23 protein-coding genes and 1 pseudogene are annotated in these 25,086 nt (G+C 59.3%); 21 read left to right on the top strand and 3 right to left on the bottom strand.

From position 1 onward, the window contains the following. A pseudogene (locus tag VL003_RS05060) lies at nt 1–307 on the top strand (hypothetical protein); the annotation flags it as partial. On the opposite strand, the gene VL003_RS05055 reads toward VL003_RS05060, so the two are convergent. Together VL003_RS05055 and uraH are read right to left on the bottom strand one after the other, a co-directional pair. After that, nucleotides 289–1,530 (bottom strand): urate hydroxylase PuuD, encoded by a 1,242-nt coding sequence (locus VL003_RS05055; protein WP_325440199.1) that lies wholly within the window; start codon nt 1,528–1,530, stop codon nt 289–291. The pseudogene VL003_RS05060 and the gene VL003_RS05055 overlap by 19 nt on opposite strands. 59 nt (nt 1,531–1,589) lie before the next feature. Next, complete coding sequence (gene uraH, locus VL003_RS05050) at nt 1,590–1,943, bottom strand: hydroxyisourate hydrolase (RefSeq protein ID WP_325440197.1); 354 nt, start codon at nt 1,941–1,943, stop codon at nt 1,590–1,592. A 129-nt stretch (nt 1,944–2,072) separates the two neighbouring features. Here uraH and VL003_RS05045 point away from each other — a divergent pair, with 129 nt between their 5' ends. From VL003_RS05045 to trmD, 13 genes are all read left to right on the top strand, one after another. Then, complete coding sequence (locus VL003_RS05045) at nt 2,073–2,837, top strand: GntR family transcriptional regulator (RefSeq protein WP_325440195.1); 765 nt, start codon at nt 2,073–2,075, stop codon at nt 2,835–2,837. After that, nucleotides 2,834–3,778: an allantoinase PuuE gene (gene puuE / locus VL003_RS05040; protein WP_325440193.1), complete on the top strand. Its 945-nt coding sequence runs from the start codon at nt 2,834–2,836 to the stop codon at nt 3,776–3,778. Before VL003_RS05045 ends, puuE begins: the two co-directional genes overlap by 4 nt. Next, nucleotides 3,775–4,305: a 2-oxo-4-hydroxy-4-carboxy-5-ureidoimidazoline decarboxylase gene (gene uraD / locus VL003_RS05035; protein WP_325440191.1), complete on the top strand. Its 531-nt coding sequence runs from the start codon at nt 3,775–3,777 to the stop codon at nt 4,303–4,305. Before puuE ends, uraD begins: the two co-directional genes overlap by 4 nt. A 33-nt stretch (nt 4,306–4,338) precedes the next feature. After that, nucleotides 4,339–5,388 carry an allantoicase gene (gene alc / locus VL003_RS05030; protein WP_325440189.1) on the top strand — a complete coding sequence of 350 codons (1,050 nt, stop codon included), beginning with the start codon at nt 4,339–4,341 and terminating at the stop codon, nt 5,386–5,388. Nucleotides 5,389–5,404: 16 nt separating this feature from the next. Beyond that, a complete protein-coding gene (locus tag VL003_RS05025) occupies nt 5,405–5,962 on the top strand; it encodes an ureidoglycolate lyase (protein ID WP_325440188.1) in 558 nt (185 codons plus the stop codon). A 161-nt stretch (nt 5,963–6,123) separates the two neighbouring features. Next, nucleotides 6,124–7,581 carry a xanthine dehydrogenase small subunit gene (gene xdhA, locus VL003_RS05020; protein WP_325440187.1) on the top strand — a complete coding sequence of 486 codons (1,458 nt, stop codon included), beginning with the start codon at nt 6,124–6,126 and terminating at the stop codon, nt 7,579–7,581. After that, nucleotides 7,578–9,965, top strand: coding sequence for a xanthine dehydrogenase molybdopterin binding subunit (gene xdhB, locus VL003_RS05015; protein WP_325440185.1), 2,388 nt, complete (start codon nt 7,578–7,580; stop codon nt 9,963–9,965). The genes xdhA and xdhB overlap by 4 nt, the downstream gene beginning before the upstream one ends. Next, nucleotides 9,962–11,035 (top strand): xanthine dehydrogenase accessory protein XdhC, encoded by a 1,074-nt coding sequence (gene xdhC / locus VL003_RS05010; RefSeq protein ID WP_325440183.1) that lies wholly within the window; start codon nt 9,962–9,964, stop codon nt 11,033–11,035. Before xdhB ends, xdhC begins: the two co-directional genes overlap by 4 nt. A 39-nt stretch (nt 11,036–11,074) precedes the next feature. Further along, nucleotides 11,075–13,699 carry an alanine--tRNA ligase gene (gene alaS / locus VL003_RS05005; protein WP_325440181.1) on the top strand — a complete coding sequence of 875 codons (2,625 nt, stop codon included), beginning with the start codon at nt 11,075–11,077 and terminating at the stop codon, nt 13,697–13,699. Between the two features lie 5 nt (nt 13,700–13,704). Continuing rightward, a complete protein-coding gene (locus VL003_RS05000) occupies nt 13,705–13,953 on the top strand; it encodes a sulfurtransferase TusA family protein (RefSeq protein ID WP_325440179.1) in 249 nt (82 codons plus the stop codon). Between the two features lie 117 nt (nt 13,954–14,070). Next, nucleotides 14,071–14,325: a 30S ribosomal protein S16 gene (gene rpsP / locus VL003_RS04995; protein ID WP_325440200.1), complete on the top strand. Its 255-nt coding sequence runs from the start codon at nt 14,071–14,073 to the stop codon at nt 14,323–14,325. A 36-nt stretch (nt 14,326–14,361) separates the two neighbouring features. Then, nucleotides 14,362–14,976, top strand: a complete 615-nt coding sequence (rimM, locus tag VL003_RS04990) for a ribosome maturation factor RimM (protein WP_325440177.1) — start codon at nt 14,362–14,364, stop codon at nt 14,974–14,976. An 80-nt stretch (nt 14,977–15,056) separates the two neighbouring features. Then, complete coding sequence (trmD, locus tag VL003_RS04985; RefSeq protein ID WP_325440175.1) at nt 15,057–15,827, top strand: tRNA (guanosine(37)-N1)-methyltransferase TrmD; 771 nt, start codon at nt 15,057–15,059, stop codon at nt 15,825–15,827. A 51-nt stretch (nt 15,828–15,878) separates the two neighbouring features. Here trmD and VL003_RS04980 read toward each other — a convergent pair whose 3' ends face one another. Further along, nucleotides 15,879–18,728, bottom strand: coding sequence for a valine--tRNA ligase (locus VL003_RS04980; protein ID WP_325440173.1), 2,850 nt, complete (start codon nt 18,726–18,728; stop codon nt 15,879–15,881). Between the two features lie 338 nt (nt 18,729–19,066). Here VL003_RS04980 and ndk point away from each other — a divergent pair, with 338 nt between their 5' ends. From ndk to VL003_RS04945, 7 genes are all read left to right on the top strand, one after another. After that, the gene (ndk, locus tag VL003_RS04975) at nt 19,067–19,492 is read left to right on the top strand and encodes a nucleoside-diphosphate kinase (protein ID WP_325440171.1); all 426 of its coding nucleotides are present in this window, start codon (nt 19,067–19,069) and stop codon (nt 19,490–19,492) included. Between the two features lie 33 nt (nt 19,493–19,525). Next, complete coding sequence (rlmN, locus tag VL003_RS04970; protein ID WP_325440169.1) at nt 19,526–20,686, top strand: dual-specificity RNA methyltransferase RlmN; 1,161 nt, start codon at nt 19,526–19,528, stop codon at nt 20,684–20,686. Beyond that, nucleotides 20,683–21,189 carry a helix-turn-helix domain-containing protein gene (locus VL003_RS04965; RefSeq protein ID WP_325440167.1) on the top strand — a complete coding sequence of 169 codons (507 nt, stop codon included), beginning with the start codon at nt 20,683–20,685 and terminating at the stop codon, nt 21,187–21,189. The genes rlmN and VL003_RS04965 overlap by 4 nt, the downstream gene beginning before the upstream one ends. Next, a complete protein-coding gene (ispG, locus tag VL003_RS04960) occupies nt 21,186–22,481 on the top strand; it encodes a flavodoxin-dependent (E)-4-hydroxy-3-methylbut-2-enyl-diphosphate synthase (protein WP_325440165.1) in 1,296 nt (431 codons plus the stop codon). The genes VL003_RS04965 and ispG overlap by 4 nt, the downstream gene beginning before the upstream one ends. Nucleotides 22,482–22,502: 21 nt before the next feature. Then, nucleotides 22,503–23,789, top strand: a complete 1,287-nt coding sequence (hisS, locus tag VL003_RS04955; protein ID WP_325440163.1) for a histidine--tRNA ligase — start codon at nt 22,503–22,505, stop codon at nt 23,787–23,789. A gap of 3 nt (nt 23,790–23,792) precedes the next feature. Continuing rightward, nucleotides 23,793–24,428 carry a YfgM family protein gene (locus VL003_RS04950; RefSeq protein WP_325440161.1) on the top strand — a complete coding sequence of 212 codons (636 nt, stop codon included), beginning with the start codon at nt 23,793–23,795 and terminating at the stop codon, nt 24,426–24,428. 3 nt (nt 24,429–24,431) lie between these two features. Further along, nucleotides 24,432–25,086: outer membrane protein assembly factor BamB family protein (locus tag VL003_RS04945; RefSeq protein WP_325440159.1), on the top strand; the 655-nt coding region annotated here is incomplete at its 3' end.

Genomic DNA, 25,086 nt, shown 5'->3' with positions numbered 1-25,086 from the left:
TGCGCGCGAGCATCTTTTCATTGAGGCCCAGGCTTACGCACTTACCGCCTGTGCTCCCGAAGGCGCCATCGTGCGCGAGCGATTTGGCGGCTTGCTGGTGTGTCGCGGTGCTACCTGGCGTTCGGCCGGCGGCATGGGCGGCGGTGGGTACTCTATTAACAACCTCTCGGGCTGTGTGGCAGCGGCCGCAAACCCCGTGACCGGCGACTGCTCGTGCCCGGCTGACTACGTACCCGTTCGCATCGCCGACAGTACGTCGGCGGTTCCGGCCGAGGGCCGGACCAGGGGCTATCTATGTGTGGGCTGACTGGCTGCCGGAGGGAGGCTCCAGGCAGCCACGGCGGCGCGCTCGTCGGGTGTCATGTCGGTAAGGTTGCCTAAAGGCATGTAGCCGTTTGCCACCACCTGTTTGATCAGGTCCGGGTGAGCCAGAAGCTCTTGCTCGGTTTCCAGCGCCATGCCTGCGGGCGCTGCCGGAAACGCGAAGTGGCTTGGTTTGGCCGCGTGGCACTGAACGCATCGCGCTTGCATGATCTGCATGACTTGCTGCGTGGTAACTACGGTTTCGGCGGTGGATCCGGCCGCCCCGGTACTGGCGGCGGGTTGCGGTGCGGCCAGATAAGCAATGACCCCCAGCAGGGCCACCCCAACGACGGGGTAAACAAGCTTGTTCTGCCCGCTGTGGCGCAAGACGAAGTATTGGCGTATGGCGGCACCTGACACGATGAACAGGCTAAGAATGACCCAGGCATAGGCCCCGCTGTAGATGAAAGAATAATGGTTGCTGAGCATCAGCAGCACTACGGGCAATGTGAAATAAGTGTTGTGCACCGAGCGCTGTTTGCCCCGCTTGCCGTCAAGCGGGTCGGGTTTTTCGCCTGCTTTCAAGGCCTTGACCATGCGGCGCTGGCCCGGAATGATCCAGAAGAACACATTGGCGCTCATGCATGTGGCCATAACCGCGCCGGTAATCAAGAAGGCTGCGCGTCCCGGAAATATCTGGCAGCTGAGGTAGGCCACAGCCACCATCATGACGGCAACGGCAACGCTAAGTATGCCGTCGTGCTCCATGTTGGGGCTGATTCGTCGGCATAACTGGTCGTATATGACCCAGCCCGCCAGCAGGAACACGACGGCAAGCACACTGGCTTGCCAGCCGGCCAGAGAGGCCGCCCATGCCCACTGGCTGGCAGCATTGACCAGATAGAAATCAGGTTTTACCAGGTACATGGTGGCAAAGATGGCAAAGCCGGTGAGCCAGGTGGTGTAGGCTTTCCAGAACGACCAATGCAGGTCGTTGGGAAGCTCGGCCGGATTGGTCAGGTATTTTTGGTTGTGATAGAAGCCGCCGCCATGCACCGCCCACATTTCACCGAATACACCGCGCTTTTTACCTTCGGCCGAAGTGGGGGGGCGCAAGCTATTGTCAAGCATGACAAAGTAAATCGATTCGCCGATCCAGGCGATGGCAGCCACCACGTGCAGCCAGCGCAACAACAGATTTCCGAATTCCAGTAAGTAAGCTTGCATCGGTGTTCTTCCCTATAGCCGATTCGGCGGGTGGTGGGTCTGGACTGCTGTTGGGCGGGTTAGCTGCCGCGATAGGTGGAGTAAGACCAGGGTGTGACAACCAACGGCACATGGTAGTTTTGTTCAGGATCGGCCACGCCGAAATTGATCGTGACCTGATCGAGGAATGAAGGGTCGGGCAGCAACACGCCTATGCCTTTGAAATAAGCACCCACATGAAACACGAGCTCGTAACGGCCCGTTGCCAGGGCCTGGCCTTGAAGCAGGGGCTGGTCGCAGCGGCCGTCGGCATTGGTGTGTGCCTGGATCAGGCGAATGCGCCCGCCGGTGCTTAGGCCGAAAAGTTCAATGGCTACGCCACCTGCCGGCGTGCCATGCATGGTGTCAAGCACGTGCGTCGAGAGCTTTCCCATGGTGTCTCCGTTGTAAATTGGATATCGACAAGGGTGAACCCGGATTGTCGACAATTTATGTTGACGATTCTGTTTTACGTGTCAATAATTGTCAATAGCGGATTGCCCATATCCATAAACGGAGTGATCATGCTTTGCCTGGATCAACCAGTTCAATGCAATAGCGACATCGCAGCGCCCAAAGCCTCTTCATTGCTCGAAGGCTGGCAGGGGGGCGGCGAGGTCGATCGCGTTTACGCCGACATCTTCGATGCGGTCATGGATCGTCGCCTTTTGCCCGGTGCCAAGCTTACCGAGCTTGCATTGTGCGAAATATTCTCGTGTTCCCGCGCTACCGTGCGCGCCGCGCTGGCACAGTTGGCACACGACAAAATTGTGGTGCTCAAGCCCAATCGCGGCGCCTTCGTCTGGCGCCCCACCGAGTCCGAAATGCGCGACGTCTTCGAACTGCGGCGCGACATCGAGTGCCTGCTGATCGACAAATTATTGGCCTTTCCCGATCTGGCCCAGCGTCTGCAAGCCTTGCGCCACATGGTTTCGCACGAAAAGCAGGCCTTCGAGTGCGGCGACCGCATCAGCTGGCTCAGGCTCTCTAATGCCTTTCACGTCAAGCTGGCCCAACTGGCCGGCAACGAAGTGCTGACCGAGCTCATGCACAGCCTGTGCTCTCGCACTACCCTCATCATTGCTTATCGCGATACACCGGGCGGCAGCACCTGCTCGTATGCCGAGCACGAACGCATACTCGACCTGCTGGTGCAAGGCGACCAAACCGGTGCCCGCAACGCCATGTCGCACCATTTATCCGACTGCCAAGACCGCATGCTTGAGTCCGCCTCGGGCCGGGTTGATCCGTGGGCGGCTTTCAGCGTCAAACCCGAGGAGCACTCATGAACCCCTCCTATCCCCGCGACCTGGTCGGTTACGGACGCAACCCGCCTTTTGCCGACTGGCCCGGTCAGGCCCGTGTAGCGGTGCAGTTTGTGCTGAACTACGAAGAGGGCGGAGAAAGCTGCGTGCTGCATGGCGACCAATACTCCGAGCAGTTTTTGTCCGAGATCATTGGTGCGGCGGCGTATCCCGAACGCCATTTGTCCATGGAGTCCATCTACGAATACGGCTCGCGGGTGGGGGTGTGGCGCATACTTGACGAGTTCCATCGACGCGACTTGCCGCTTACCGTGTTTGGCATCGGCATGGCGCTCGAGCGCAACCCTGAGGTTGCACAAGCGGTGGTTGAACTCGGCCACGAAATCGCGGGCCACGGCTATCGATGGATCCATTATCAGTCGGTACCGCCCGAAGTCGAGCAAGAACACATGCTCAAGTGCATCGAGGCCATCAAGGCCGTCACGGGCAGTGCACCGCTGGGCTGGTATACCGGGCGCGACAGTCCCAATACGCGCCGACTGGTGGTCGAGCAAGGCGGCTTCCTGTACGACTCCGACTACTACGGCGACGATCTGCCTTTTTGGTGCGAGGTGGGCTTGACCAACGGTTCCGTCAAGCCACATCTGGTCGTGCCCTATACGCTCGACTGCAACGACATGCGATTTGCCACCGCACAGGGTTTCAATACCGGCGAGCACTTTTATTCGTATCTGAAAGACGCGTTCGACGTTCTGTACGCCGAGGGCGAAACCACCCCCAAAATGATGTCCATAGGCCTTCACTGCAGGTTGGCGGGGCGTCCGGGCCGTTTTGCAGGTCTGCAGCGTTTTTTGGACCATGTACAGCAACACGAGAACGTGTGGGTGTGCCGACGCATTGACATCGCCCGGCATTGGGCGCTGCGGCATCCTTACCAAGCCGCTACCGAAAAGGGGCAAGCATGACAGACACGTCGATCACGTTAAGTGAACTCAACCAACTGCCTGCCGAGCAATTCGTCAAGCTATTGGGTGGTGTTTTCGAGCATTCGCCCTGGGTTGCCGAGCAAGCGGCTGTATTGCGTCCGTTTGCCGACATCAACAGCCTGCATCAGGCAATGGTCGAATGCATCGTGGCGGCGGGACCCGAGGCTCAGTTAAAGCTTATTCGTGCTCACCCCGAACTGGCTGGAAAGGCGGCGGTTCGCGGCGAGCTAACTGCCGAGTCCTCAACCGAGCAAAAAGGCGCGGGGCTGGATCAATGCACGCAAGAAGAATACAGCCGGCTTACGGCCCTTAATCAGGCATACCGCGAGAAATTCGGCTTTCCTTTCATTCTGGCGGTGCGGGGCCACGACCGGCAAAGCATTATCCGCGAGTTCCAGCGCCGCCTCGCCCTGACCCCGGCTCAGGAAACCGCCGAGTGTCTTGCTCAAATATACAAAATCGGGCGATTTCGACTCGATGATCTGGTTCGCGAGCCCAGCCTCTGAGCTCGCTTTCATCTTCTCTGGAGACAACTTTTCATGGCCGTTCCCAACTTGCCCGTCGGTACCGTCGTCAATGCGCCTGCGGTCATCGACCCGCCTGTTTTTTCCACACGTTATGCCAACCTGGCGTCGGCCGACTTCGGTGCGCGGGTTGTGGCATGTTCCGACGATTTTTTCGGCGAAGCCGATCGCATGCTGCAGTCGTCCGACTCGGTATTTATTGTTGGTAAGTTCGATGATCACGGTAAATGGGTCGATGGCTGGGAAACCCAGCGCCGTCGTCGGGGCGGGTATGACCACGCAGTGGTCAGGCTGGGCCTGCCAGGCGTGGTCAAGGGGTTCGATATCGACACCAGCCACTTCACGGGCAACTATCCGCCGGCGGCATCGGTTCAGGGGTGCTATCACGCCGGCGACGGCGACCCCGACGAATCCGCCTCCTGGAGCGAGCTGGTTCCCGCCACCTCGCTGTCAGGAGGATCGCATCATTTTCTGGCCGTTTCTGACGACCGGCCCTGGACCCACATACGCTTGAACATCTACCCCGACGGCGGGGTGGCGCGTTTCCGCGTATACGGCCAACCGTTGTGCGACTGGAGCGCCAAAGACCCCAACGAATTGCACGAGGTTTCCGCTCTGGCTGCCGGGGGGCGTGTCGTCAGCTACAGCGACGCCCATTTCGGCGTGCCGTTCCGGCTTGTCATGCCCGGACGCGGTGTAAACATGGGCGACGGTTGGGAAACTCGCCGCCGTCGCGATCCAGGCTACGACTGGTGTATTGTCGAATTGGGTCATGCAGCGCTGGTCGAGAAAATCGAGGTCGACACGGCGCACTTCAAGGGCAACTATCCAGACCGGGTTTCCATACAGGCGGCCCTTGTCGAGCAAGGTACCGATCAATCCATTACCACTCAGGCCATGTTCTGGCCCGAGCTGTTGGCCGAGCAAAAAACCGAAATGCATAAACAGCATTTCTACTCGGGTGCGCAGATCAACAACCTGGGGCCCGTTACCCATGTCCGGCTAAATATGTTTCCTGACGGGGGTGTCAGCCGCCTCAGGATCTGGGGGCGGCTTGCCCGATAGGGTGGGTTGATCGCTTATGTCGGTACTTAAGCTCGAGCTTCTCGATCCCGCCGCCTTTGCCCCGTTTGGCGATGTCATTCAAATGGATGGCTCCGCGTGGTTTCACATCAATGGGGGAACCACGCGCCGCTATCACGATCTGGGCCGGGTTGATGTCAGGGGCGACGATGGTCAGGGCGGCATCAGCATGGCACGGGGCGATGCGTTTCGGTTTCCGTTGCGCATTGCCATGCTCGAGCGGCATCCATTAGGAAGCCAGGCATGGATACCTTGCAATCGAACCCCGTTCGTTGCGGTGGTTGCACCCAATGGGCCCGACAACCAACCCGATGAATCCGCGATTCGTGCGTTTTATGTACGCGCCGATCAGGGCGTCAATTACCACTTGGGCACTTGGCACCATCCATTGATGTCATTGGGGCAGCAGGGTGATTTTATCGTGGTCGACCGTATCGGCACCGCCCCAAATTGCGACGAGTGCGAGTTGCAGTCCGTGCGCATCGTCGACGGGTCTTTCCTTAACGGGCGACCTGCTGAATCCGTATTGCCCGACGGAAAGGCCGGGCGCTTGTAACGCTTGCCGGCCGGTGGCCGGCGGGCCTTTTCACCTGCCCGTCAAGGGGGGCCCGGCGTGCCTGAACGCGGGGTTGTTTGGGTATATAGTGTTTCTATAGGAACACGTCACTAAAAGAGCGGGCACGTCGTTTTGGCGCCAGTGTCCGCCGCGGAGACAAAATGAAGGCTCGAGATCACATCCGTTTTTATCTTAACGGAACGCTGCACGAGGTTGCGCCGCGCTCGACCACGCAAACCGTATTGCAATATTTGCGTGAAGAGCGCTCTTTGACCGGCACCAAAGAAGGTTGCGGTGAGGGCGATTGCGGGGCGTGCACTGTCATGCAGGCGTCGCTGGGCCAGCAAGGCCGGCTGGTTTATCAGTCCATCAATGCCTGTATCCGGTTCTTGCCCACGCTCGATGGCAAGGCTGTGTGGACGGTCGAGGGGTTGCAGCAAGAAAACGGCGATCTGCACCCGGTTCAACAGGCCATGGTCGACCATCACGGTTCGCAGTGCGGCTTTTGCACGCCTGGTTTCATCATGTCGATGTACACCATGTACCAGAATGGGCAGGTGCGTCCCGTGCGCGAAGAGGTGCTCGACCAGCTTTCGGGCAATTTGTGTCGCTGTACCGGTTATCGGCCCATTATCGATGCGGCGTGCAATATGCACGCCTATCCGTCCGCCAGACTAGACGACGTTACCGTGCGCAAGCAACTTGAAGCCTTGCGTGACTCCGGGCAGGGCATGCTTGCCATCAACACTGCCGGGCAATCTTATTTCGCACCCACTACGGTCGACGAGCTTGCCCAACTGTACCAACAGCATCCCGATGCCGTACTGCTGGCCGGGGGAACCGATGTCGGCCTGTGGGTGACCAAGCAACTTAAAGATCTGCCTGTTGTCATTTATCTGGGCGATATTGCCGAGCTCGACAGCATTCAGCGTCGCGACAACGCCTTGCATATTGGCGCCGCTGCCAATCTTAACGACGGCTACGAAGCCATTGCCGCCCAATATCCCGAAGTACTTGAACTGTGGAAGCGGTTCGCTTCAATGCCCATACGAAACTCGGGCACGCTGGTGGGCAACCTGGCCAACGGCTCGCCCATTGGCGACAGTGCGCCCTTCCTTATCGCCATTGGTTCGCGGGTGGTGTTGCGCAAAGGCAGTCGACGGCGAGAATTGCCGCTTGAAGACCTTTACCTGGACTACCGCAAGCAAGACCGTGAGCCGGGCGAGTTTGTCGAGGCCGTCGTTGTGCCCTTGCGCAGCCCCGAATGCAGGGTGGCCACCTATAAGCTGTCCAAGCGCATCGACCAAGACATCTCCGCCGTATGTAGTGCTTACGCCCTGACGATAAACCAGGGCAAGGTGGCAACCATACGCATTGCCCACGGCGGCATGGCCGCCACATCCAAGCGTGCCCGGCAGGCCGAAAAGGCCCTGATCGGGCAGGAGTGGTCCGAGGCAAGCATTGCCGGGGCGATGCAGGCGCTCGATCTCGACTACCAGCCCCTGACCGACATGCGGGCATCAGACGACTACCGCCGGAAGTCGGCACGCAATCTGCTGTACCGCTTCTATCTCGAAAGCACCGGCCAGGCCGATGCTCGTATCCAGGAGGTGTCATGAGCAGCAACAAATACCAGACTGTCGGGCAGTCGCCGGCCCACGAAAGTGCCAGGCTGCACGTAACAGGGCAGGCGCTGTACACCGACGACCTGACCGAGCAGCAGGGCACTTTGCACGCAGCGCTGGGGCTGTCCCAGCGCGCCCATGCCGTGATTGAGTCCATGGATCTGACCAAGGTGCGCGCCTCCCCAGGCGTGGTGTCCGTGGTTTGTCTTGACGACGTTCCGGGCGAAAAGTACCTTGGCCCATTCATTCATGACGAGCCGGTGTTTGCCGATGGCAAGGTCGAGTATCTGGGGCAACCGTTGTTTGCCGTGGCCGCCACCTCGCACGACGCAGCCCGACGAGCGGCCCTGCTGGCCGAGGTGCGGTATCGCGATCTCGAACCGGTGCTGTCGGCCGATGAGGGCGCGCGGCGTGAATCATACGTGCTTCCTCCGGTACGCATCGGTCGGGGCGACGTTCAGGCCCGATTGCAACAGGGACCGCATCGCCACCAGGGCAGCATGTATTGCGGCGGCCAAGAACAGTTTTATCTCGAGGGCCAGATTTCTTACGCTCAGCCGGGCGAGAACGACGAAATGCTGGTCTACAGCTCAACCCAGCACCCGTCCGAAATGCAGGCCATGATCGCCCATATGCTGGGCAAGCCGTTGCATGGTGTCAGGGTGCTATGCCGCCGCATGGGTGGGGGCTTCGGAGGCAAAGAGACTCAGTCGTGGCCGTTTGCCACGGCGGCCGCACTGCTGGCCTGGCGCACCGGCCGTCCGGTAAAGCTGCGTGTCGACCGCGACGACGATTTCATGATCACCGGAAAACGGCATGATTTTTCCGCCGACTACGATGTCGCCTACGATAACGACGGCCAAATTCAGGCGGTAGCGTTCGAGCAGCGTTTGCGTTGTGGTTACTCTGCCGATCTGTCGGGTGCCGTCGCTGATCGGCAGGTGTTTCATACCGACAACGCTTATTACTTGCCCGTTTTCGACATTCTTTCCTTGCGGGTCAAAACCAACACCCAGTCGAACACAGCGTTCAGGGGGTTCGGCGGGCCTCAGGGCATCATGTGCATCGAATACGTGCTCGACGACATCGCAAGGCGCCTAAGACTTGATCCACTCGACGTGCGCAAGCGCAACTTCTACGGACGCAGTGAGCGCAATGTTACTCCTTACGACATGGTGGTTGAAGACAACGTCATCCACGAACTGGTCGAACAACTGGAAGGTTCTTGCGACTACCGCCGTCGCCGCGAAGCGGTCAACGCATTCAACGCGTCGAACACGGTGCTGAAGAAAGGCCTGGCCCTGGTGCCGGTCAAGTTTGGCATATCGTTTACCGCCACCCACCTGAACCAGGCTGGTGCGCTGGTTCATGTCTACACCGACGGTTCCATCTTGGTCAACCATGGCGGCACCGAGATGGGCCAGGGGCTGAACACCAAGGTGTCGCAAATTGTCGCCGAAGAGTTCGGCGTCGATTTCACCCAGGTTCGGGCGTCGGGCACCGACACTGAAAAAGTGGCCAATACATCGGCTACCGCAGCCTCGACGGGCACCGACCTTAACGGCAAGGCGGCTCAGGATGCCTGCCGGAAAATCAAATCCGCCCTGGCGGCCTTTGCCGCCGACCAATACGGCTGCGATGTGGACGAGGTTCGTTTCCAGAACGGCCAAGTGTTTTGCGGCGAGCGCGCCATACCGTTTCCAGAGTTCGTGCAAAAGGCCTATATGGCACGCGTTGCACTGTGGTCTTCGGGCTTTTACAAAACCCCCAAGATTCACTACGACATGAAGACCCTCACGGGTCGCCCATTTTATTACTTTGTCTACGCGGCGGCCTGTTCCGAGGTCGTCATTGATACCCTGACCGGCGAGAACCGTCTGTTGCGTACCGACATTCTTTACGATGCGGGCAGGCCTATCAATCCGGCGGTTGATCTGGGTCAGATCGAGGGCGGCTTCATACAGGGTGTGGGCTGGCTTACCACTGAAGAGCTTTGGTGGAACGAGCAGGGCGCCTTGAAAACCCATGCTCCCTCCACTTACAAGATTCCATCTATTTCAGACTGTCCGCCGAAGTTCAATGTGGCGTTCTTTGACAACGGCAACACAGAAAACAATATTTACCAATCCAAGGCCATGGGCGAGCCGCCCTTGCCGTTGGGTATTTCTGTTTTCCTGGCCATACGCGATGCCATTGCCTCGGTGGTCGAGCCGGGTACCGATATTCGGCTGGACGCGCCCGCAACTGCTGAACGCGTGCTGCAGGTGCTCGATGCTCTGGCCCCGCAACGATTCGGCGTCCAATCCTTTTCGGGCGCCGCGATGCCGGCCGAGGCCATAGAACTGTCTCTTGAGCCGGGTGGCGGCACCGGGCAATGAGCGAGTCGCTGCTACCATCCTCGGTCTGTGTTCATGGCCGCTGGTTAAGTGCGGCACGTGCGCGCCTGGCGGGCGGCGGCTCGCTGGTGCTGATTACCGTTGCGCGTGCCCTGGGCTCGACGCCGCGCGATGCAGGTACGCGTATGTGGGTCGACCCGGACGGCGCTCACGGCACGATAGGGGGCGGGCACCTCGAGCTGCAGGCTATTGATGCCGCCCGGGCCATGTTAAGCGCAGCGACAAGTTCCGAAAAGCCTGCGGCGCAAATGCGCCATTATGCGCTGGGCCCCAGCTTGGGGCAGTGTTGCGGGGGGGCGGTATGGCTGGCTTTCGAGCGGCTCGAACCAAAAGACCTGGCCTGGTGCGACGAGTTGAATACGCTGCTTGGTGCAGGTGCCGCGGTTCAGCGTACGCGCTACATTCCGGCGGACGAACCCGGCGGGCAACCCAGCACCGGCGGGCATGAAGTCAGTGTTCGGCGGCTCGAAACACCTTTGACCCAACCCGATGCCCAGTGGCACGAAGAAAACCGCCTGCTGGTAGATGTTACCCCGGGGTCGGCCCCATTGATCGTGGTGTGCGGTGCCGGTCACGTGGGCAAGGCCATTGTGCGGGTGCTGGCCGAGTTGCCTGTGCGCGTGGCCTGGCTCGACTCACGAGAAGACGAGTGGCCCGCCCATTTGCCCGACAACGTTTCCTGCATTAACGGCGACGCCCTTGATGTCATCGACTTTCCCGACGATGCCTATTGGCTCGTGTTAACCCATAGCCACGCCCTTGATCTTGAAATTATCGAGCAGGTATTGCGGCACAAGTCGTTCCGCTATCTGGGGCTTATCGGCTCCGACACCAAGCGCGCCAAGTTCCGGGCCCGCCTGCGGCAAAAATTTCCTCCGCAGCTTGTCGACCGCATGATCTGCCCCATCGGCATCGTTGACACTTCCAGCAAGTTGCCTGGGGTCATTGCCGTCTCGGTGGCGGCACAAATCGTCGGCCTGCTCGACCAGGCACCGACAAGCGCCGAGCACGCCGCGGCCTTGTCTGGGCACGTTGCGCGCAACCCTCTATAATGATTAGTTACCTCTATTTAGCAGCCGCGTTTTTCCCCGATGAAAACCACCGAAATCCGTCAAAAATTCCTATCGTTTTTCGAATCGAAGGGTCATGCCGTTGTGCCCTCGTCGTCGCTTATTCCGGCCAACGACCCCACCCTTTTGTTTACCAACGCCGGAATGGTGCAGTTCAAAGACGTTTTCACCGGAAAAGAAACCCGTCCTTATTATCGCGCAGTCAGTTCGCAGCGCTGTGTGCGGGCCGGCGGCAAGCACAACGACCTCGAAAACGTGGGCTATACGGCTCGGCATCATACGTTTTTCGAGATGCTGGGCAACTTCAGTTTCGGAGACTACTTCAAGCACGAGGCCATTGCCTACGCCTGGCAACTGCTTACCCAGGTTTACGGCCTTCCGGTCGACAAGCTTTGGGTAACTGTGTATCAAGAAGACGACGAAGCCTACGATATCTGGCTTAACGAAATCAAAGTGCCGGCCGAGCGCATCATCCGCATCGGCGACAACAAAGGCGCCCGCTACGCCTCGGACAACTTCTGGCAGATGGCCGAAACCGGCCCTTGCGGTCCGTGCTCCGAAATCTTCTACGACCACGGCCCCGAAATCTGGGGTGGGCCACCGGGCTCGCCCGAAGAAGACGGCGACCGCTATATTGAAATCTGGAACCTCGTGTTCATGCAGTTTGAGCGCGATGCGGCCGGCAACATGTTGCCGCTTCCCAAACCCTGTGTCGACACAGGCATGGGCCTGGAACGCATCGCTGCCGTGCTGCAACACGTGCATTCCAATTACGAAATCGACTTGTTCCAGGCGGTGATCGCTGCTGCGGCTCGCGAAACCGGTACGGGCGATCTTAAAAACAATTCGCTCAAGGTTATCGCCGACCACATCCGTGCCTGCAGTTTCCTGGTGGTCGACGGTGTCATTCCCAGCAACGAAGGCCGCGGCTACGTGCTTCGCCGGATTGTTCGCCGGGCCTTGCGCCATGGCCACAAGCTGGGTCAGCCGCGCCCCTTCTTTTACCGTCTGGTAGCCGACCTGGCGGCGCAAATGGGCGACGCTTATCCCGAGCTTGCCGCCAACCAGGCCCGTATCGAGCAGGTGCTTCGTCAAGAAGAAGAGCGTTTCAGTGAAACGCTTGAAAACGGCATGAAGATCCTGGAATCAGCGCTGAGCAGTCTACCCGAAAACGGTCGCCTCGACGGCCAGACACTGTTTACGCTGTATGACACCTACGGTTTTCCGGTCGACCTTACCGCCGACATCTGTCGTGAGCGCAACGTCGAAGTCGACGTTGAAGGGTTCGAAGCCGCCATGGCGCGCCAGCGCGACCAGGCGCGCGCAGCCGGCAAGTTCAAGGCGGTAGAAGGCCTTAGCTACCAGGGCGCCGAAACGCGTTTCGACGGCTACGAAAACCTTCAGGGGCAGGGCACCGTTACCGCACTGTATGTCAACGGCGCTTCGGTCGAGCGCATTGAGGCGGGCGCCGACGCCATTGTTGTGCTCGACGCCACACCTTTCTACGCCGAATCAGGCGGGCAGGTGGGCGATGCCGGTGTGCTGCAGGCCGACGCAGCGCGTTTTGCCGTGTCTGACACGCAAAAGGTTCAAAACAATGTCTTTGGCCACCATGGTCGTCTCGAATCGGGTTCGCTGGCGGTGGGCCAAACGGTTCAGGCTTCGGTCGATGCCGACCTGCGAGCCCGTACCGTGCGGAATCACTCGGCTACCCATCTTATGCACAAGGCCCTGCGGCAGGTGCTGGGCGAGCACGTTCAACAGCGGGGCTCGTTGGTCGATGCCGACAAAACCCGCTTTGACTTCGCCCACGATGCGCCGCTTACTGCCGAGCAGATCCGCCAGGTCGAGCAAATCGTCAACGCTGAAGTCCTGCTCAATCACGCTGTGCAATCGGCGTATATGTCTTACGATGAAGCAGTAGGCGGCGGCGCAGTAGCCTTGTTCGGCGAAAAATATGGCGACGAAGTACGCGTGCTGGATATCGGCTTTTCGCGCGAACTGTGCGGCGGCACCCACGTGGCCCGCACCGGCGACATCGGCTTATTCAAAATCATATCTGAGGGCGGCGTGGCGGCCGGGGTACGCCGCATCGAAGCCGTTACCGGTATCAACGCATTGCGTTGGGTTCAAGATACTCAAAGCGTGCTGCAGCATGCATCTGGCTTGCTCAAGACCCAGCCGGCCGATCTTTCCGACCGCATCTTGCAATTGCAGGGTCAGCTTAAAACACTCGAGCGCGATCTGGATCAGGCAAAAAGCAAGCTGGCCGCGTCTGCGGGCAACGACCTCGCCTCGCAGGCGATCTCCCTTAAGGGCGACGCCCGCCTGCTGGTTGCCAATATTTCGGGTGCCGATCCCAAAGCGTTGCGCGGCATGGCCGATCAGCTCAAGTCCAAGCTCAAGTCGGCGGTGGTGTTGCTGGCTACCGAGGCGGAGGGCAAGATCAGTCTTGTGGCCGGGGTTACGCCCGACCTGGTCGGTCGGGTCAAGGCCGGCGAGCTGGTCGGCATGGTGGCAGGCCAGGTTGGCGGCAAGGGTGGCGGGCGGCCAGACATGGCCATGGGCGGCGGGTCTGATGCAGCAGCGTTGCCCGGCGCCATTGCCCAGGTTCAAGACTGGGTGGCTGCACGGCTCGAAGGCTGATTGGCATGATCAACTCAACCGAGCAGCCCGGATTCGATCTCGAGGTGGATGCAACGGGCCTGAAATGCCCCTTGCCCATCTTGCGTGCCAAAAAGGCCCTGGCCCAGTTGCAAAGCGGTCAGGTGCTTAAAGTCATTACCACCGACCCGAATGCGGTGCGCGATTTTCAAGCCTTCAGCAAGCAAACCGGTAACGGCTTGCTTGCCCAGATTCAGGGCGAAACCCACTCGCTGCATTTTCTTTCTCGTCGGTAAGCCTGGCACACCATTTATCTGTGTGCTTTTTAGCGGATTTTTATCTTTAAGTTTGCTTGGCAAGCCTTAAAGATGCTAGAATCTATTGTTTTTCACATCATTTTCAAAGGATTACCTATGGTGGTGATTCGTTTAGCCCGTGGTGGCTCGAAGAAGCGTCCGTTTTACAATGTGGTAGCAGCCGATTCGCGCGATCGTCGTGATGGCCGTTTTATCGAGCGCCTGGGTTTTTACAACCCGGTAGCCAACGAAGGCCAGGAAAGCCTGCGTCTTGCTGTTGACCGCGTCGAGTACTGGACCGGCACCGGTGCCAAGTTGTCGCCGGCTGTTGCGCGTCTTGTAAAAGAGTACTCCGCCAAAGCGGCTGCCTAAAAAGGCAATCGGTCTGGCCAAGCCAGCAGGGTCGGCATGACCGACACTCAATCCGGCGAGCTTCCGCACGATCTGATCGAGCTGGGGCGTATCGTTGCGGCATATGGCGTTCAGGGCTGGGTCAAGATCCAGCCGCATTCGTCTGCCGAAGTATTGCAGCAGTGTAAAAACTGGTGGCTGAAAGCGCCCGCACCGCTTACCGGCGGGGCGGGCGCTTTTGCGCCTGCTCGAAAGGTGCAGGTTCTGGCTGTCAGGCCTCATGGTGCAACCCTTGTGGCGCAGCTCGATGCTGCACCCGACCGCAATGCTGCCGAAGCGCTTAAAGGCCATACCATATCGGTGCCTCGTTCGCAGTTTCCGCCTGAAGACGAAGACGAGGTCTACTGGGTCGATCTTATCGGCTGCCTGCTCTATGGTCAGGCCGATAACACCCCGGCTCTGATCGGACAGGTGGTCGAGGTGTCGGATAACGGCGCCCATGCGGTGCTGCATGTGGCCCGCGCCCGCCTCGACGAGCACGGCCAGGTCGTCTTGCTGCAGAATCAAAAGGGCCGCAACATCGAAGTGCTGGTGCCTTTTGTTCAGGCACATGTTCATACGGTCGATATCGCCGCCAAACGGCTCGATAGCGACTGGCCGGTCGAGTTCTAGCTGCCGGCCAATATTTCAATAAAAATGTGCGTCGGCGTGGCAGTCAGCCTTAGCACGTCATAGGTCCAGCTTTCAGCCTAATGCGCTTTGACGTCGTCTCTCTATTTCCCGACATGTTTCGTGCGGTGCGCGACCACGGCATAACGGGTCGTGCGCACAAGCAGGGGCTGTGGTCACTGCAGTTATGGAATCCGCGCGACTTCACGAAAGACGTTCATCGCACCGTTGATGACCGGCCCTATGGCGGGGGGCCCGGCATGGTCATGATGGCGGGCCCTTTGGAGGACGCTGTTATTGCTGCGCAGGCAGATCGCAAGGCGCAGATTGATTCTCGCATCGACTCTGCGCCGGTGTGGCTCATGAGCCCTACCGGGCGTCGTTTTGATCAGCGCATGGCCCAGCAACTGGCAGACGGCCAGGGCGCTATTCTGATTTGCGGGCGATACGAAGGGGTGGATCAGCGCTTTATCGACCGCTGCGTGACCGACGAGGTTTCTATCGGAGACTTCGTGCTTTCGGGCGGCGAGATACCGGCCCTGGCGGTTATGGACAGCGCGGTGCGCCTGTTGCCGGGCGCGCTCAACGACAGCGAATCGGCCCATCAGGATTCTTTCCACGACACCTTGACGGGTTTGTTGGATAGTCCCCACTACACGCGTCCCGAAATTTACGAAGGCGAGTCTGTGCCGCCTGAGCTTTTATCGGGCCATCATGCCAACATTGCCGGCTGGCGCCGACGGCAATCGTTGGCCCTGACCCTTGCCCGCCGCCCCGACCTGATCGAAGCGGCTCGCAAAGCAGGGCGGCTTAGCAAGGCGGACGAGGCGTTTCTGGCTACTCTGTCGGTGTAGGGTTGGCGCGTACACGTGTGCGGTACACGCCACCCGCGAACTGTCGGCAGCCTAACCGAGCCGGACAAGTTGCTCTTGTACTTTGAGCAAGGTTTCTCCAAATTGCACCACGCGCGCCTTTTCCTGCTCAACCACCTGCGCCGGGGCACGTTGCATGAAGCTTTCGTTCGACAGCTTGCCTTGTGCCTTGCCGATCTCTTTTTCGAGGCGCTCGATTTCCTTACTGAGGCGCAGACGCTCAGCATCGACGTCGATCTCGACATGCAGCATCAGTTGTGTTGTGCCTACCACCTGTACTGGTGCGCCCACGTCGGGCAGGGAAGCAACGATTTCAACGTTTTCAAGCTTGGCCAGCGCGGCCAAATAAGGGCTGTTGGCGGCCAGCACCTGGGGGTCGCCTAAAGCGATCAAGGGTACTCGTTGGGCCGGAGACAGATTCATTTCGCCACGCAGCGCGCGTACGGCTTCGACCTGAGCTTTTAATTCAGCGACTTGGGCCTCGGCAGCAGGGTCGAGCTTTTGGGGGTCGGAAACCGGGTAGGGCTGTATGCATACGCTGGTTTGCGTGTGGGCGTCACGTTTGCCCGCTACCAAGGACACTTTCTGCCAAAGCTCTTCGGTGATAAAGGGCATGATGGGGTGAGCAAGCCGCAATACAGTTTCAAGTACGCGGATCAGTGTGCGGCGCGTCCCAAGTTGCTGGGCGGCATTGCCTTGCTGAATCTGAACCTTGGCCAGCTCTACGTACCAGTCGCAATATTCGTCCCACACGAAGTGATACAGCGCATTGGCGATGTTGTCGAAGCGATACTCGTTGAAACCGCGTTCTACCTCGGCTTCAAGCCTTTGCAATTGGCTGATGATCCAGTGGTCGGTGAACGAAAGCTCGTGGTGCTCGGGGCCGGTCAGGTCGTGGCCTTCGGTGTTCATGAGCACGAAACGCGTGGCGTTCCATAGTTTGTTGCAGAAGTTGCGATAGCCCTCGCAACGCTTGAGGTCGAAGTTGATGTTGCGGCCCAGCGTGGCGTAGGCCGCCATGGTAAAGCGCAGAGCGTCGGTACCATAGGCCGGAAAACCCTGCGGGAAATCCTTGCGGGTGCGCTTTTCGATGCTTGTGGCCTGGCGCGGGTTCATCAAGCCGGTGGTGCGTTTGGCCACGAGCTGGTCGATATCGACGCCGTCAATAAGGTCGACCGGGTCAATGGTGTTGCCCTTGGACTTGCTCATCTTCTTGCCTTCCAGGTCGCAGATGAGACCGTGCACGTACACGTCGCGAAAGGGCACCTGGCCGGTCATGTGCATGCTCATCATGACCATGCGGGCCACCCAGAAGAAGATAATGTCAAAGCCGGTGACCAGAACGCTGGAGGGCAGGTAGCGCGCCAGATCGGGCGACTCTTGCGGCCAGCCCAGGTCGGTGAAGGGTACCAGGGCCGACGAAAACCAGGTGTCCAGGACATCGGGGTCGCGGACAAGCGGTTCGATAACGCCCGCGTCGCGTGCCTGGCGCGTGGCTTCTTCTTCAGAGCGGGCTACGAAAATGCGGCCGTCCGGCGCGTACCACGCAGGAATCTGATGACCCCACCAAAGCTGGCGCGAAATGCACCAGTCCTGGATTTTTTCCAGCCACTGGTTGTAGGTGGTGGTCCAGTTTTCGGGGTAGAAGCGGATGCGGCCGTCTGCCACCACTTCGAGCGCAACCTCGGTAATGCTTTTGCCGGGGTTCAATGTACCTTCGGGTGCGGGCTTGCTCATGGCCACAAACCATTGGTCGGTAAGCATGGGCTCAATGACCGTATTGGTGCGATCACCGCGCGGCACCATAAGTTTGTGGGGTTTTACCGCTTGCAGCAAGCCTTGTGATTCAAGGTCGGCAACAATGCGTTTGCGCGCCTCGAAGCGATCAAGCCCCTGGTATGCAGAGGGGCTGTTCTCGTTGATGCGGGCTTCGAGGTCGAGAATGCTGATCTGCGACAGTCCATGACGCTGGCCCACCGCATAGTCGTTGAAATCGTGTGCCGGGGTAACCTTGACCACGCCGGTACCGAACTCGCGGTCGACGTAGTCGTCGGCAATAATGGGTATTTCGCGGTCGCACAGCGGCAGCAGCACATTTTTGCCGATCAGGTGGGCGTAGCGCTCGTCTTCGGGATGAACCATGACGGCCACGTCGCCCAGCATGGTTTCGGGGCGCGTGGTGGCCACCACCAAATGGGTCAGGCCGCCGGCGGGCTGAGCCAGCGGGTAACGAATTTCCCACATCGAGCCGTCTTCTTCTTCGCTGACTACTTCCAGGTCGGATACAGCCGTGCCTAGAACAGGGTCCCAGTTGACCAGACGTTTGCCCCGGTAAATAAGGCCCTGCTCGTGCAAGCGCACAAAGGTTTCGACCACACCGCGCGACAGGTTGTCGTCCATGGTGAAGTACTCGCGGTCCCAGTCGGCCGATGAGCCCAGGCGGCGGAACTGCTCGGTAATGGCACTACCCGATTGGTGCTTCCATTCCCATACTTTTTCGACGAATTTTTCGCGTCCCAGGTCGTGACGAGAGATGTTTTGCGCGTCGAGTTGGCGTTCAACCACAATTTGCGTGGCAATGCCGGCATGGTCGGTGCCTGGTATGAACACGGTGTCGTCGCCCTTCATGCGGTGGTAGCGCACCAGGCCGTCCATGACCGTCTGGTTGAAGGCATGCCCCATGTGCAGCGTGCCCGTTACATTGGGCGGCGGGAACTGTATGGCGTAAGGAACGCTCTTATGGCTGGGGGCGGGCTCGACATGTTGGCCGCCCTTGAAGTAACCCCGACTTTCCCACTGGGCATACCAGCGGGATTCGATTTCTTGGGGTTCAAAGCTTTTGGAAAGCTGGGCGGGTACGTTCGTGGAAGAATCAGAGGTCATTGTGCGAAAACATCAAAAAAAGCAGGCATGCGCTCAAAGTGCATGCCGCCAAGGGTAACCCATCATTTTATGATGGAGCGGCCAATGGCGGCATGTTAAAATGTGCGGTTAGCAAAAATTGCGCAGAAGTGATTGTTTTTTATTAGAAAAACAGTTTATTAGAAAAACAGTTTTTACAACCTTGCGGCAACCAGGCGGCGGGAGTGGATGTAACTGTAGAAGCGTGTAACTGTAGAAGCGTGTCACTGTACAAGCTTGCAACTGCACAAGCGTGCCACAGTACAGGCATCTATATTTCCACAGCTTGCCCGGAAACCACTTTATTTCTTGGATATTTTATGGCTATTGAACGCACCCTTTCCATTATCAAGCCCGATGCGGTCGCTAAAAACGTCATCGGACAAATCGTCGCACGTTTCGAGCAGGCCGGCCTGAAAGTCGTCGCCGCTCGTTTGCAGCAACTGTCGCGCGGCGATGCCGAGCGTTTCTATGCCGTTCACAAAGAGCGCCCCTTCTTTAAAGACCTGGTTGATTTCATGGTCTCGGGTCCTGTGTTCATTCAGGTGCTCGAAGGCGAAAGTGCCATCCAGAAAAACCGCGACCTCATGGGCGCTACCGACCCCAAGAAAGCCGAAGCCGGCACCATCCGCGCCGACTTTGCAGACAGCATCGACGCCAACGCCGTGCATGGTTCCGACGCAGCCGAAACCGCTGCAGTCGAGATCGCTTTCTTCTTTCCTGAAAGCAACGTTTACAGCCGCTAATTGTGGTTCCGCCGCAAGGCGGGCCAATGTTTTATGTCATCAGTCGAACCCCTGAACCTTCTTGGCCTTGATGGCCCCGCACTCAGCGACCTGGTGTCGCAATGGGGGGGCAAGCCCTTTCGCGCCAAGCAGTTGCTGCGCTGGATCCACCAGCGCGGCGAGGGTTCGTTCGACAACATGACCGACCTGGCGCGCGATTTTCGCCGCCAGTTGTCCGAGCAATGCATCGTTGCCGCGCCGCTGGTCTCTACCGAGCAGCTCTCGACCGACGGCACACGCAAGTGGCTGTTCGATGTAGGGCAAAACAATGCGATCGAAACAGTGTTCATTCCCGAGGACGATCGCGGTACGCTGTGTATCTCCAGCCAGGCCGGCTGCACGGTGGCCTGCCCTTTTTGTTCCACCGGCTATCAGGGTTTTAACCGCAATCTCACCACAGCCGAAATTATCGGCCAGTTGTGGCATGCCAAGCGCACACTCGAAGCCGACCTTTCCAGTGCGCGTATTGCGGGCATCGATGGCACCCATGCCGCCGAACCCGTTCGGGTCATCAGCAACGTGGTCATGATGGGTATGGGCGAGCCCCTGCTTAATTACGACCAGGTGCTGGCCGCCCTGCGCCTCATGCTCGACGACAACGCCTATGGTTTGTCGCGCCGGCGGGTTACGGTGTCCACCTCGGGTGTGGTGCCCATGATCGACCGCTTGGCGCGCGACTGCCCCGTGGCCTTGGCGGTGTCGCTGCACGCGCCCAACGACGCACTTCGCGACAAGCTCGTACCGCTTAATCGCAAGCACCCTTTGAACGAGCTGCTCGACGCTTGCAATCGTTATCTCGAGCACGCGCCACGCGACTTCATCACCTTTGAATACATCATGCTTGACGGCGTCAACGACACCGACCAGCATGCCGCAGAATTAATAAGTATTGCAAAACGTGTCCGTTGCAAGTTTAATTTAATCCCGTTTAACCCTTTTCCGCAGTCGGGCCTGAAGCGTTCGCCGGCGGCCCGAGTGCGTTTGTTCGCACAGCGTCTTATGGATGGCGGTGTCGTAACCACGGTGCGCAAGACTCGCGGCGACGACATCGCCGCCGCCTGTGGCCAACTGGCAGGCGACGTCAAGGACCGCACGCGCATCGCTCAGCGTTTGCCCAACCGTGCGACCATAGCCATCAAAGAGGAACGCGTATGAATAAACCGCTGCTGCGAGCTGTCAGTTCTACACCCGAACCGGTGGTCGAGCTCGACGAAACACAGGGCTTGGGCGCATCGCTACGGGCAATGCGTCATGCGCGGGGCTGCAGCCTGGCTGATGCCTCGACGCGTCTCAAGTATTCCGTTCGCCAGTTGCAAGCACTTGAAAACGAAGAATGGTCCCGTTTGCCCCAAGGGGTACTGCTTAGGGGCCAGGTGAAAAACTACGCTCGTTTTCTTGACGCCGACGTCGACGCCTTGCTGGTCATGCTCGATAATCAGGTAGAAACGCAGCCAACGCTTCCAGTGTCGGCCCCGGTCAAACGGGCAGCGTTCAACGAGGCCGAGCTGCCTCTTCACTCCGAAGGTGGTTCCCGTTCCTGGGGTTGGTTGCTGGTCATTTTGGCGCTGCTCGTCGTGGCCGGCGTCTATGCCGTCGATCGTGGTTGGGTTCCTGATTCGTGGCTGGTGTTCGACTGGCTCAAAGCCCTGAAGCAATGACAGATTTTTCAGATAACGGTCTTGCCGCCTCTGCGCCGGCACCCGTCGGGTCGGCGCAGCGTCGCCATACCCGGGGGGTCATGGTGCGTTGGCAAGACAAGCAGGTACAGGTCGGTGCCGGTGCGCCCGTCGTGGTGCAATCCATGACCAACACCGACACGGCCGACGCTATTGCAACCGCCATACAGGTCAAGGAACTTGCCGTGGCGGGCTCCGAGATGGTGCGCATTACCGTCAATACTCCAGAAGCTGCCCGCGAGGTACCCGCCATTCGCGAGCAGCTCGACCGCATGGGGGTGTCGGTGCCTCTGGTGGGCGATTTTCACTACAACGGGCACAAACTGCTTAGTCAGTTTCCCGAGTGCGCCCAGGCCTTGTCCAAATACCGCATCAACCCTGGCAATATGGGCGGCGGCAAAAAGCGCGACGACAATTTCGCGCAAATGATAGAAATCGCCGCGCGCAACGGCAAGCCGGTGCGCATTGGTGTCAATTGGGGCAGCCTTGACCATGAACTGATGGCGCGCATGATGGACGAGAACAGCAAGCGTGCCCAACCCTGGACAGCACAGGCGGTGATGCGCGACGCGCTGGTTGTGTCGGCCATTAGCAATGCCCGCCGGGCCGAGCAATTAGGCTTGTCGGGTGAAGCCATTGTTCTTTCTTGCAAGGTCAGTCATGTGCAAGACCTTATCGCCGTCTATCGCGACCTGGCTTCGCGTTGCGATTACCCCCTGCATCTGGGCCTGACCGAAGCCGGCATGGGCAGCAAGGGCATTGTGGCGTCTACAGCCGCGCTGGCCGTGCTGCTTCAAGAAGGCATCGGCGATACGATTAGAATCTCGTTAACCCCCGAGCCCGGCGGCGACCGCACGCGCGAGGTGGTCGTAGCCCAAGAAATATTGCAAACCATGGGCTTGCGGGCATTTACGCCCATGGTGGTGGCTTGCCCGGGTTGCGGCCGCACCAGCAGTACCGTGTTTCAAGAGCTTGCCGACAGCATCCAGACCTATTTGCGGCGTCAGATGCCTGTCTGGAAAACCCGCTTTCCGGGTGTTGAAACCATGAATGTGGCCGTGATGGGTTGCGTGGTCAATGGCCCGGGCGAAAGCCGGCATGCCGACATCGGCATCAGTCTGCCCGGTACGGGCGAGATACCGTCTGCGCCCGTTTATATTGATGGTGAGCGCACCGTTACGCTCAAGGGCGACCACATTGCCAGCGAGTTCCAGGCCATTGTCGAAAATTATGTCGAGCGGCGTTACGGCGTGCCGGGCACTCGCCGCTCATAACCAGTCTTACAAAAAGCAGCTATGTCGCAGTCGTTCAAGAAGGTCCACGCCATCACCGGCATGAAGGACATACTACCCGACGGTAGTGCCCCCTGGGAGCAACTCGAAGAAACCGTTCGCCAATGGCTGGCCGCCTACGGCTATCGCAATATGCGCACGCCGGTGCTGGAGCACACGCGTCTGTTTGCACGCGGAATCGGCGAAGTAACCGACATCGTCGAGAAAGAAATGTATTCGTTCACTGACGCGTTGAACGGTGAGCAACTGACGATGCGTCCCGAATTTACCGCCGGCATGGTGCGGGCCACCATCGAGCACAACCTGCTTTACGATCGTCCGCAACGAGTCTATGCATTAGGCCCTGTGTTTCGCCACGAGAAGCCCCAACGCGGCCGTTACAGGCAGTTTCATCAGGTCGACGTTGAAGCACTGGGCATGGCCGGCCCCGATATCGACGCCGAGATGATCGTCATGCTGGCGCGCCTCTGGAAGACACTGGGGCTTGCCGATATTCGCCTCGAGCTGAATTCGCTGGGCCAGGCTGAAGAGCGCCAGGCGCACCGTGAGGCGCTGGTGCGTCACCTTGAGCAGCACCTCGATGTGCTGGACGACGAGGCGCGGCGACGCATGCATACCAACCCATTGCGGGTGCTCGACACAAAAAACCCTGCCATGCAGGCAATGGCAGACAGCGCGCCGCGTCTGTTCGATTTTCTTGGCGAGGCGTCGCGCGCCCATTTCGACGGCGTATGCAAACGGCTTGACGATGCCGGCATCGCCTATCGGCTCAACCCTCGACTTGTACGGGGGCTCGATTACTACAACCTTACGGTTTTCGAGTGGGTTACCGATCGTCTGGGTGCCCAGGGCACCGTATGCGGCGGTGGCCGATACGACGGCCTGATCGAGCTGCTGGGCGGGAAACCGGCGCCTGCCGTGGGTTTTGCCATCGGCATGGAGCGCTTGCTCGACCTGTGCGAGCAGACCGCCGCGTTCCAGGCGCCGGCCGAGTGTCAAATATATGTGGTGCATCAGGGTGACCCGGCTCAGCGCGCCGCCGCTTTACTGGCCGAGAAGCTGCGCGACGGCGGTTTTAGGGTTATTGTTCATCCCGGTTCGGCAAGCTTCAAATCACAGTTCAAGCGCGCCGATGCAAGCGGGGCGCAGGTTGCCATTATTCTTGGCGAAGACGAGCTCCGTGCCGAGCAAGCCGCCGTCAAGTGGCTGCGTCAAACCGACGGCACCCAAGCCCAGCAAGAGACGATTCCTCTAGATCGTCTCGTTGAAGAATTGAAACATAAGGTTTAAGGCATGGCATACGATTTAGAAGAGCAGGAAAAAATTGACGCGCTACGGGCATGGTGGGACCGTTACGGAACACTGATTGCCGTCGTGATCATTGCCGCAGTGCTGGTTTTTGCCGGCTGGCGCGCCTGGCAATGGTATCAAGGGCATCAGGCCGGTCAGGCCATGGGGTACTTCGAGGCGCTTGAAACCTCGGCAATGCAGCCAACCGAAGACTCGCTGCCGCGTATCAAGGCCGCCAGTGAAACCCTGCGTCAAGATTTTCCCGATTCGGGGTATACGTCGCGCGGTGTTTTAATCGCGGCGGCCGCGCTTCGTTCGCAGGGCGACCTTGACGGCGCGCGCGAACAGCTTGCGTGGCTCGTAGCCCAAAACAAGGATCCCGCGCTGGTCCCGTTGGCCAAGCTGCGCCTGGCCGGCATCTTGCTCGAGCAGCAACAATACGACCAGGCTTTGGCGCATCTCGACGCTGCACCGCCGGCATTTGCGGGCTTGTACGCCGACCGTCGGGGCGACATTCTTATTGCACAAGGTAAAAAAGACGAAGCCATCCAGGCTTGGCAGACGGCCATCACCCAGCTGGGCGATGCCCCGCTGGCGCAGGTCATTCAACTTAAAATCGATGCAAACGGTGGAGCCTAATCCATGCAATCAACCCTTATCCGTCGTTTTCTAAGCGTCGGCGTCCTGGCGCTAGGTGTCTCTGCTGTAGCCGGCTGCTCGATGTTTTCCCCGAGCAACCCCCGCTATGAGCCCGTTCCTTTAACTGAGTACCAGGCCGCCGTGTCCGCGGGCGTTTCCTGGAGCGTTTCTGTGGGTCGCGACGGCGGCGCCGGGTTCGCGCCGCAGGTTGTGGGTGAGTCGGTTTACGCCGCTGCGCCTAACGGGTCGGTCATGAAAGTGGCCCTGGCAACGGGCGCCATCCAGTGGCGAAGCGAGGCCGGCAAAGATCTTTCTGCGGGGGTCGGCTCCGACGGGCGTGTCACAGCAGTGGCCGCACGTGACGGCACCGTTATCGCGTTCGACGAGCAGGGCCGCGAAAAATGGCAGGCCAAGGCATCCAGCCAGGTTGATATTCCGCCGGCAGTGGGGGCTGGAATCGTGGCCGTACGAAGCAGCGACTATCGCATTCAGGCTTTCGATGCCGAAACCGGTGAGGCGCTTTGGAACGTGCAGCGCCCGGGTCCGGCCTTGGCGCTCAAAACCAACATGCGCATGGTCATTATCGAAGACATGCTGCTTTCGGGTCTGCCCAACGGCCGGCTGATTGCCATCGACGCAGACAGCGGTGCGGTTCAAT

Source organism: Pusillimonas sp., from assembly GCF_035515275.1.
Classification (GTDB): Bacteria; Pseudomonadota; Gammaproteobacteria; order Burkholderiales; family Burkholderiaceae_B; genus Pusillimonas.
The sequence above is the reverse complement of the archived record's forward strand: the minus strand, read 5'-3'. Positions and strand labels throughout refer to the sequence as shown.

What these genes read in the sequence shown, in the direction of transcription:
- VL003_RS05055 (WP_325440199.1), bottom strand. Translation starts at nt 1,530, where the DNA reads ATGCAAGCTTACTTACTGGAATTCGGAAATCTGTTGTTGCGCTGGCTG.
- uraH (WP_325440197.1), bottom strand. Translation starts at nt 1,943, where the DNA reads ATGGGAAAGCTCTCGACGCACGTGCTTGACACCATGCATGGCACGCCG.
- VL003_RS05045 (WP_325440195.1), top strand. Translation starts at nt 2,073, where the DNA reads ATGCTTTGCCTGGATCAACCAGTTCAATGCAATAGCGACATCGCAGCG.
- puuE (WP_325440193.1), top strand. Translation starts at nt 2,834, where the DNA reads ATGAACCCCTCCTATCCCCGCGACCTGGTCGGTTACGGACGCAACCCG.
- uraD (WP_325440191.1), top strand. Translation starts at nt 3,775, where the DNA reads ATGACAGACACGTCGATCACGTTAAGTGAACTCAACCAACTGCCTGCC.
- alc (WP_325440189.1), top strand. Translation starts at nt 4,339, where the DNA reads ATGGCCGTTCCCAACTTGCCCGTCGGTACCGTCGTCAATGCGCCTGCG.
- VL003_RS05025 (WP_325440188.1), top strand. Translation starts at nt 5,405, where the DNA reads ATGTCGGTACTTAAGCTCGAGCTTCTCGATCCCGCCGCCTTTGCCCCG.
- xdhA (WP_325440187.1), top strand. Translation starts at nt 6,124, where the DNA reads ATGAAGGCTCGAGATCACATCCGTTTTTATCTTAACGGAACGCTGCAC.
- xdhB (WP_325440185.1), top strand. Translation starts at nt 7,578, where the DNA reads ATGAGCAGCAACAAATACCAGACTGTCGGGCAGTCGCCGGCCCACGAA.
- xdhC (WP_325440183.1), top strand. Translation starts at nt 9,962, where the DNA reads ATGAGCGAGTCGCTGCTACCATCCTCGGTCTGTGTTCATGGCCGCTGG.
- alaS (WP_325440181.1), top strand. Translation starts at nt 11,075, where the DNA reads ATGAAAACCACCGAAATCCGTCAAAAATTCCTATCGTTTTTCGAATCG.
- VL003_RS05000 (WP_325440179.1), top strand. Translation starts at nt 13,705, where the DNA reads ATGATCAACTCAACCGAGCAGCCCGGATTCGATCTCGAGGTGGATGCA.
- rpsP (WP_325440200.1), top strand. Translation starts at nt 14,071, where the DNA reads ATGGTGGTGATTCGTTTAGCCCGTGGTGGCTCGAAGAAGCGTCCGTTT.
- rimM (WP_325440177.1), top strand. Translation starts at nt 14,362, where the DNA reads ATGACCGACACTCAATCCGGCGAGCTTCCGCACGATCTGATCGAGCTG.
- trmD (WP_325440175.1), top strand. Translation starts at nt 15,057, where the DNA reads ATGCGCTTTGACGTCGTCTCTCTATTTCCCGACATGTTTCGTGCGGTG.
- VL003_RS04980 (WP_325440173.1), bottom strand. Translation starts at nt 18,728, where the DNA reads ATGACCTCTGATTCTTCCACGAACGTACCCGCCCAGCTTTCCAAAAGC.
- ndk (WP_325440171.1), top strand. Translation starts at nt 19,067, where the DNA reads ATGGCTATTGAACGCACCCTTTCCATTATCAAGCCCGATGCGGTCGCT.
- rlmN (WP_325440169.1), top strand. Translation starts at nt 19,526, where the DNA reads ATGTCATCAGTCGAACCCCTGAACCTTCTTGGCCTTGATGGCCCCGCA.
- VL003_RS04965 (WP_325440167.1), top strand. Translation starts at nt 20,683, where the DNA reads ATGAATAAACCGCTGCTGCGAGCTGTCAGTTCTACACCCGAACCGGTG.
- ispG (WP_325440165.1), top strand. Translation starts at nt 21,186, where the DNA reads ATGACAGATTTTTCAGATAACGGTCTTGCCGCCTCTGCGCCGGCACCC.
- hisS (WP_325440163.1), top strand. Translation starts at nt 22,503, where the DNA reads ATGTCGCAGTCGTTCAAGAAGGTCCACGCCATCACCGGCATGAAGGAC.
- VL003_RS04950 (WP_325440161.1), top strand. Translation starts at nt 23,793, where the DNA reads ATGGCATACGATTTAGAAGAGCAGGAAAAAATTGACGCGCTACGGGCA.